Annotated in this window: 9 protein-coding genes and 1 pseudogene; 8 read left to right on the top strand and 2 right to left on the bottom strand. The window is 68.8% G+C overall.

The window, feature by feature from the left end; translation table 11 throughout:
- Positions 1 to 123: 123 nt before the first annotated feature.
- Positions 124 to 417, bottom strand: coding sequence for a hypothetical protein (locus tag FH610_RS42380; RefSeq protein ID WP_240809536.1), 294 nt, complete (start codon positions 415 to 417; stop codon positions 124 to 126).
- A gap of 32 nt (positions 418 to 449) precedes the next feature.
- A complete protein-coding gene (locus FH610_RS45430; protein WP_276607742.1) occupies positions 450 to 584 on the bottom strand; it encodes a hypothetical protein in 135 nt (44 codons plus the stop codon).
- A gap of 66 nt (positions 585 to 650) precedes the next feature.
- On the opposite strand from FH610_RS45430, the gene FH610_RS42375 reads away from it, so the two are divergent.
- The 8 genes and pseudogenes from FH610_RS42375 to FH610_RS42345 form a co-directional block, all read left to right on the top strand.
- Entirely contained in the window at positions 651 to 1,010 is a 360-nt protein-coding gene (locus FH610_RS42375) for a hypothetical protein (protein ID WP_139580889.1), read from the top strand.
- 40 nt (positions 1,011 to 1,050) lie between these two features.
- Entirely contained in the window at positions 1,051 to 1,380 is a 330-nt protein-coding gene (locus FH610_RS42370; protein WP_139580888.1) for a hypothetical protein, read from the top strand.
- Positions 1,344 to 1,529: pseudogene (locus FH610_RS45810) on the top strand (GNAT family N-acetyltransferase); the annotation flags it as partial. The gene FH610_RS42370 and the pseudogene FH610_RS45810, both read left to right, overlap by 37 nt.
- Positions 1,530 to 1,650: 121 nt before the next feature.
- Positions 1,651 to 1,983 carry a hypothetical protein gene (locus tag FH610_RS45000; protein WP_240809534.1) on the top strand — a complete coding sequence of 111 codons (333 nt, stop codon included), beginning with the start codon at positions 1,651 to 1,653 and terminating at the stop codon, positions 1,981 to 1,983.
- 335 nt (positions 1,984 to 2,318) lie between these two features.
- Positions 2,319 to 4,127, top strand: a complete 1,809-nt coding sequence (locus FH610_RS42360; RefSeq protein ID WP_139580886.1) for an RICIN domain-containing protein — start codon at positions 2,319 to 2,321, stop codon at positions 4,125 to 4,127.
- A 266-nt stretch (positions 4,128 to 4,393) separates the two neighbouring features.
- Positions 4,394 to 5,419, top strand: a complete 1,026-nt coding sequence (locus tag FH610_RS42355; protein ID WP_139580885.1) for a LacI family DNA-binding transcriptional regulator — start codon at positions 4,394 to 4,396, stop codon at positions 5,417 to 5,419.
- 610 nt (positions 5,420 to 6,029) lie between these two features.
- Complete coding sequence (locus FH610_RS42350; RefSeq protein ID WP_240809533.1) at positions 6,030 to 7,169, top strand: lectin; 1,140 nt, start codon at positions 6,030 to 6,032, stop codon at positions 7,167 to 7,169.
- A 107-nt stretch (positions 7,170 to 7,276) separates the two neighbouring features.
- The coding region (locus FH610_RS42345; protein WP_276607741.1) for a CE1 family esterase at positions 7,277 to 7,736 on the top strand (460 nt) is incomplete at its 3' end.

The raw sequence follows: 7,736 nt of genomic DNA, 5'->3' as shown, positions 1-7,736 counted from the left end.
CTCCCGGCAGGTTTGCCACACATCCGGCCCGACCAGCTCCCCAGCCCACTCACCCTGCACATGAGCCACTGTGGCCTCATGCCGGGAAGAACGAGGCCAGAACGCAAGATCTTCAGTGGCCTTCTAGGACCTGTCTCGAAGTCCGCTGACTGACGGCGCGACGTGCCAGACGGCCCAGCGCCGCCGCGGCGCCGGCGGTGATGAGCATATCCTCGATCGAGTCGACCCGATGATCCCGAGGTCCTTGAACACCGCGTCGATCGTCGCGTCGTCGCCGACGAGCGCGCCGGTGTGCGCCGCCGCGGTCCGTACGGACAACTCGCTGCTGCCCGCCTTGAGTACGACGATCGCCTTGCCGGGCTCCGCCGCCCGGCGGGCGGCACGCCGGAACGTCCCGGGGTCACGGATGGTCTCCATGAACACGGCGACGGCCTTCGTGTGCTCGTCGTCTAGGACATCCCGACGCCGACCATCGACGCGAAGCCGAGCATCGCGCTGGAGCTGGCGCCGCTCTGCGACAGCAGCGCGACCGGACCGTGTTTGCGTTCCTCATCCTGCTGCTCGGCGCCGTCACCACCGTGCACAGTGGTCAGGCGGTCGATTCGACTGACCGCATCCGGACCACCGTCCAAGGAAAGGACACCGACACGATGACGCAGCCCGGCGATTACGGCCTGCCCGGTTCTCTGAACCGAGTGCTGACCGACGTGGCAGCGGAGCGAGCGGCTCAGGACGCGATGTGGGGCCTGCAGGAACACCCCGACGGCACCGGGCCCGCGTACGCGTCCGAGGCCGACCTCGCCAAGCGGGCCGTGGCCGACTCCGCCGCCGAAGGCCGGCTGACCTGGCGGCACATCCTGCACGAAGAGGTGCTCGAAGCGTTCGCCGAGGACGACCCCGACCGCCTGCGCACCGAGCTGATCCAGGTCGCGGCGGTCGCGGTCAAGTGGGTCCAGGACCTCGACAGACGCGCCGCATCGCCTGGCGAACCTGAAACCGCGACGGCATAACCGGATGCGTGGGTGAGAGCGTCTGTGGCACGGTGTGGGCGTGTCCGAGCAGATCGCGCTGCCGCACGGTGTGGACGAGGCGGCCCCCGCGGAGCAGGCCAGCCACGGCGTCCACGCACAGCGCGTACGTGACCGCACTCTGCCCCACCGCTATCGGTACGTCGCCCTGCGCCGCGCGGTCGGGCATCACATGCCGCTGGGGCGCCGCGCGACCTGGGACTTCATCACCAGCCGTGCCGGCGACGTGCGCAGCGATGAGGTCGCGCTCGTCCGCGCCCTGGACATCCTGGAGGTCAGCTCCGACGAGGAGACCCGGGCCTGGATCGCGACGTCATGCTCCCGGCCTCACCGGTGTGGGTCGCCGAGCTAAACGGTCAGGTCGTGGGCTTCGCCTGCCTCCAGGGCGACCGGCTGGACCACCTGTCCGTCACGCCAGCCGCTCAGGGGCGCAGCATCGGCACCGCGCTGCTCGGCCAGGCCAAGAAGGCGCGCCCCCGTATGCTCGACCTGCACGTGTTCCAGCAGAACACCGGCGCCCGCCGCTTCTACGAACGGCACGGCTTCACCCTCGTCGAGGAACGGGACGGCAGCGGAAACAAGAAGAACCCGCCCGACGCCCGCTACCGATGGCGGAGCGTCGGTGCGTCAGCACCACCTCGCACAGATCATCGGCAGCCTCGAGCCATGGGCCCTCCCCTACGTCGTTCACCTCGTCGGGGAATACGTCCTGGAGATCGTGGCCGACATCGACAGCGCACTCGGCGACCTCGGCACCCCCGGCTCCCCCACTCACCAGGCCTACGGCCGTTTCCTCGCCGACAATCCCCGGTTCCTCGCCCTCATTCAGCAGCGCGTGGCGAGCTACTGGGCCTGCCACCACCGCAGGGATTTCCCTCGGCTCGCCGATTACCCAGGACACCGGCTCGTCGCCGCCATGCGCGCCGCCGGCGACTTCATCACGCACGACCGATGAGCCGGCGGCCGGAACACGGCCACCGATACGCCCGGAGGTGGGGAAGCCACGTGGCGAATCGGTTCGAGACACGTCTCTGAGCTGGAGGTTCGGGGCTCAGTCCGAAGAATCCCCACAGGTGCGAGTGTCGGACACATGTCCTTCATACACCGGACACATGTGATTGACATGCCTTCCTGCCTAAATCTACCCTGTCTGCGAATCGATTCGATTGCGTCGCCTGCGTTGAGACCGCCTTTTCGCTTCACCCGACCGCCAGACGGCAACACCCCAGGTTCCAGGACAACGCCCCGGCTCGTCCTGCGATCTCCCACCCCCCGTCGAAGGAGTCATGAGTGAACATCGCATTCAGTTGGCGGCATAGGCGCCGCCGTGGTCTGGCCGCCCTCTTGTCCGCCGCGGCGCTCGTCGCCGGGTCCGTCCTCAGCACGGCAGTGCCGGCCCAGGCCGCGGACGAGTCCATCACCGTCGACTTCTCGGTCGCGGGTGGTTCCCCGACGTATCGGGCGTCGGGGTGGATCTACGGCATGACGGAGAACGGTGCCAATCCGCCGGACAACTACTTCACCGATGTGAAGTTCCGGTACATGCGCGCCGGCGGCGCGCAGCTCGACAGCCCCGGCGGCTGGGTGTCGGGCAAGTACGACCGGCGGTGGAACGCCACCCGCGCCCAGCTGCTGCGCACCCGGTCGCTGGGCGGGCAGTTCGTGCTGCTGGTGCATGACCTGTGGGGCGCCGACGGCTACCCGATCTCGCGCTTCCCGGGCGACAACGGCAACTGGAGCGACTACGACGCCTTCCTCACCCGCCTGATCGACGACGTGCGGGCCACCGGCGCACCGGTCCAGTGGGACCTGTGGAACGAGCCCAACATCACCCTGTTCTGGAACCGCCCCCAGTCGCAGTACTTCGAGATGTGGAAACGCGCCTACCAGCGCATCCGCGCCGCGTTCCCCTCCCACCTGATCGTGGGCCCCAGCTTCGCGGGCGTACCGTCCACCGGCGGCTGGTGGACCCAGTACCTCGACTACGTCAAGGCCAACAACCTCGTGCCCGACATCGTCAGCTGGCACTCCCTGCCCGGCGACCCGGTGGCCAACGCGGCCACCGCCAACACCACTCTCGATTCGCGGGGCATCGCCCACCCCCGCCCCTACCAGATCAACGAATACGGCGCCTCCAACGAGCAGAACCCCGCCGACGGCGCCTGGTACATCGCCCGGCTGGAGCGGGCCGGGGCCGACGGCCTGCGCGCCAACTGGGCCGGCGGGAGCAACCTGCACAACGACCTGGCCAACCTCCTCACCCACAACTCCTCCGGCCAATACCAGCCCAAGGGCGAATGGTGGGTCTACCGCTTCTACGGCTCCCAGACCGGGCAGATCGCCTCGGTCACCCCCAGCTCCAACTACGACGCCTTCGCCACCAAGACAAGCGGAACCGCCAAAATCCTCATCGGCGGCGGCCGCACCACCGGCAACATCGCCGTCAACCTGCAGCGCCTGGACACCACCACCGACATCGTGCAGAACAACCAGGTCCGCGTCCTGGTCGAACGCATCCCCTACAACAACGGCGGCGCCGTCACCGGTCCGGTCACCGTCCAAAACACCGTGGCGACCCTGTCCGGCAACGCCACCACGGTCAACCTCCCGCACACCACCGTCGACGACACCTTCACCATCACCCTCCTGCCCCCCGGCGGCTCGACTCCGTCACCGTCACCGTCACCGTCACCCTCTCCGAGCAGCACGCCGTCGACGTCGGCGTTGCGCAACGTCAACGCCGGCCGCTGCCTCGACGTGCCGAACCTGTCGCAGACGAACGGCACACAGCTCCAGCTGTGGGACTGCAACGGCCAGACCAACCAGCAGTGGACGTACACCTCCTCCCGGCAGCTGCAGGTGTACGGCAACAAGTGCCTCGACGCCGAGGCCGCGGGAACCGCGAACGGCACCCGGGCGATCATCTGGGACTGCAACGGCCAAGCCAACCAGCAGTGGAACGTCAACGCCGACGGCACCGTCACCGGCGTGCAGTCCGGCCTGTGCCTGGAGGCGAGCAACTTCGGCACCTCGAACGGCACGAAGGTCCAGCTGTGGTCCTGCACCGGCACGACCAGCCAGAAGTGGACCCGAAGCTGATCGGGTGACCGGCGACGCCGGCCCGCTTCACCCATGACCGCCACGCCGGTCGGACGTGCGTCACACGTCCGACCGGCGTCCGGCCTCGCGGCCCCGCGCGACGCGATCGTCTCCCCCTGGGATCGAACCGGTTCGCAGGAGCGGTGACCCACACACCGCGCACGTCACCGGGGTCGAGCGGACCGCCGTATGCGCCGCGGCCGTCATCCCATGCGCTCGATTCGACTTACGATGTGCATATCGGTCGGATCAGGTGAGGAGCGCCGGTGAATATCGGGGAGATCGCCAAGCGGTCGGGTGTGGCGCGCAGCACCGTCTCGTACGCCCTCAGCGGCAAGCGTCCGGTGTCGGAGGAGACCCGCCGGCGCATCCAAGCGGTCATCGACGAACTGGGCTACCGGCCCAACGCCGCCGCCAAGGCGCTCAAGGAGGGCAGGACCCACACCATCGGCCTGGTCATCCCTCCCGCCAGCCGCCGCCTGACCGACATGCAACTCGGCTTCGTGGCCAGCGTCGTCGACGCCGCCGCACACGCCGACCTGGACGTCCTGTTGTCGCCATCCGGGGGCGAGCACGACCGGTCGTTCGAGCGCGTGGTCGGCGGCAGACGCGTGGACGGCGTCATCGTCATGGAGATACGGCTGGAGGACGACCGGGTCACCCGCCTGCGGCAGGCCGGGCTGCCCTTCGTCGGCATCGGCCGCACCAGCCGCCCCGAGGAGATGTCCTGGGTGGACATCGACTACGAGAAGCTGATCGCCAACTGTGTGCATCACCTGGCCGACCTCGGCCATCGCCGCATCGCCCTGGTCAACCGCTCGGAGGAGCTGGTGGCCGCCGGGTATGGCCCAGGCCACCGCGCCCAGGCCGGTTTCACTCGCGCGATGGCAGAGCGTCGTCTCGACGGCGTGCAGACGTGCTGTGCCGACGACGCCCAATCGGGGGTGTCCTGCGTCGAGCGGCTCCTCGAGGAGCATCCCGGCCTGACCGCGATCGCCACCATCAACGAGGCCGCCACCCCCGGGATGTACCACGCGCTCGCCCAGGCGGGCCTGGTCGTGCCCGGCGACTTCTCCATCGCCGGCGTCTCCGCACGGCACTGGGCGGAGAACCTGCACCCTCCGCTCACGGCCGCCGACGTCCCCGCGGATGAGCTCGGTGCCCGCGCCGTCGAGATGCTCATCCGGCTGATCGCCGATCCCACCACCCCGCACGGCCATCTCCTGGTCGCGCCGCCCATCTCCCTGCGTGGCACGACCGGGCCCGCCCGCGCCCGGGATCACCGTTCCTGACGGGCTGAACGTAAGCCCGCGCCCGCCGCGCCGCGGCGGCGGTCTTTGCCGCCCGCGACCGGCCCAGCAGACCGCCACGAGACATGTCGACGCCGAGGGCAGATCGTTTCCCATACCCGCAGAGATGATCTGGCTTTCAGCTGGTGTTTCTTCCGATCCTTCGGCGTGAGATTTCGTCAGCCCTGACAGAGAGGCTCGATCGGCTCATCTCTGCCAGGTCGTTGTCGTGAAAGTTTCAGCTCCCGCACTCCGCAGCGATCGGGCCCGCCCTCGTCGCAGCAGATGAGGCGCTCCGGCGGACCGGGGTCCGGCCGGAGAGAGTCGGGAGCCTTGACGCGGATCGGCGCGTCGTATTTGCTCCGCCGCACCACCACCTACGCCGGGCCCCGCCTCGCGAGCAGCGGTGTTAGCGCTAACAAACTGGCCGGATCCCAAGGAGCGACAACAGCACACGCTTCTGTCCCGCACTCTCCCAGGAGTATCCATGAAGATCGCATGCTTTCTGCGCCGGGTCGGCGCCGTAGTCACCTCTCGCAGCCGGCTCGGCGGAAGTGGGCCGGGGTTCCGCCATAGGCCGAACCGGTCGCATCACCTTCCGGCGAATGGCGGGTTGACCGCGCGTACGTGGAGACGTTGGTCGACCGCGGCGCTGCTGGCCGTGGTCGTGGCGGTGACGGGCACGCTGGTGGGCACGGGGGTCGCCCTCGCGGAGTCGAACGGCGGGGTGCGGGTGATGCCGCTGGGCGACTCGATCACCGAGGGCACGCAGGTGCCCGGCGGCTACCGGATCGGGTTGTGGCAGCGCCTGGCCGCGGGCCGCTACACGATCGACTTCGTCGGGTCGCAGTACAACGGGCCCGCCAGCCTGGGCGACCACGACCACGAGGGACACCCCGGGTGGCGGATCGACCAGATCGACGCCAACATCACCGGCTGGCTGCGCAACTACACCCCCCGCACGGTGTTGCTGCACATCGGCACCAACGACGTGTTGCAGAACTACAACGTGTCCGGCGCGCCGCAGCGGCTGTCCACGCTGATCGACCACATCACCGCGGCGGCGCCGAACGCCGAGGTGTTCGTCGCGACCATCATCCCGCTGTCGAACTCCGGCCAGGAGGCCGCCGCCCGCACCTTCAACGCGGCGATCCCCGGCATCGTGCAGTCCAAGGCCGACAGCGGCAAGCACGTCCACCTGGTCGACATGCACAGCAAGCTGACCACCGCCGACCTGATCGACGGCATCCACCCCACCGCGAACGGCTACGACAAGATGGCCGCCGCCTGGTACGCGGCGCTCCAGTCGGTCCCCGGCAGCATCGGCCAGTCCGGCGGCGGCACCCCCAGCGCGACGCCGACCTCCTCCGCAAGCGCCATCCGGGGGGTGGGGTCGGGCCGCTGCCTGGACGTCACCGGCGTCTCGCAGGTCAACGGCACCCAGGTGCAGATCTGGGACTGCAACGGGCAGAGCAACCAGCAGTGGACGCAGACAAGTGCCGGTGAGCTGCGGGTCTACGGCGGCAAATGCCTCGATGTGAACGGCGGCGGCACCGCCGACGGCACCAGCGTGATCATCTGGGACTGCAACGGCCAGAACAACCAGCAGTGGCGCTTCAACTCCGACGGCACCATCACGGCGGTCGGCGCGAACAAGTGCCTGGACGTCCCCAACTACTCGACGGCCAACGGCGTCAAGCTCCAAATCTGGACCTGCAACGGCCAGAACAACCAGAAGTGGACCCGCGTCTGACGGTGAGGTTCCCGCCGTGGTCGCCTTCGCCGAAGGCGACCACGGCCACGTCCATTACGGAGTCTGCCGGACGGCTCACTCCCAGACCCAACTCATGAGGAAATAGCGTGAAACAACGACTCAGAGCGATACTGGCGGCCGTCGCCTTGCCTCTGGTGGTGGCGGGTATGTTCCTCGGGGTCCGGCCCGCCGCGGCGGCGTCGCTGACCCGGGTAACCAATTTCGGCACCAACCCGACGAACCTGAACATGTACCTCTACGTGCCCGACAGGGTCGCGGCACGACCGGCGCTGCTGGTCCTGGTCCACTACTGCAGCGGATCGGCCAGCGCCATCTTCAACGGCAACGGGCACGACTACGTCACCGCCGCCGACCGCTACGGCTACATCATCGTGGTCCCCGAGGCCACCCGCAGCGGATCATGCTTCGACGTGTCCACCCCCGCCGCGCTCAAGCGCGACGGCGGCAGCGACTCCACCGGCATCATGGCGATGGTCGCCTACACCCGGCAGCGCTACAACGTCGACCCGGCACGCATCGTGGTCAGCGGCTTCTCCTCCGGCGCGA

Source organism: Microbispora catharanthi (genome assembly GCF_006334915.2).
Classification (GTDB): domain Bacteria; phylum Actinomycetota; class Actinomycetes; order Streptosporangiales; family Streptosporangiaceae; genus Microbispora; species Microbispora catharanthi.
Note: the sequence above shows the minus strand (reverse complement) of the source record. Positions and strands in the feature narration are given on the sequence as shown.

Excerpts from the sequence above, each read along its gene's own strand:
- FH610_RS42380 (WP_240809536.1), bottom strand. The coding sequence starts at position 417 with ATGGAGACCATCCGTGACCCCGGGACGTTCCGGCGTGCCGCCCGCCGG.
- FH610_RS42375 (WP_139580889.1), top strand. The coding sequence starts at position 651 with ATGACGCAGCCCGGCGATTACGGCCTGCCCGGTTCTCTGAACCGAGTG.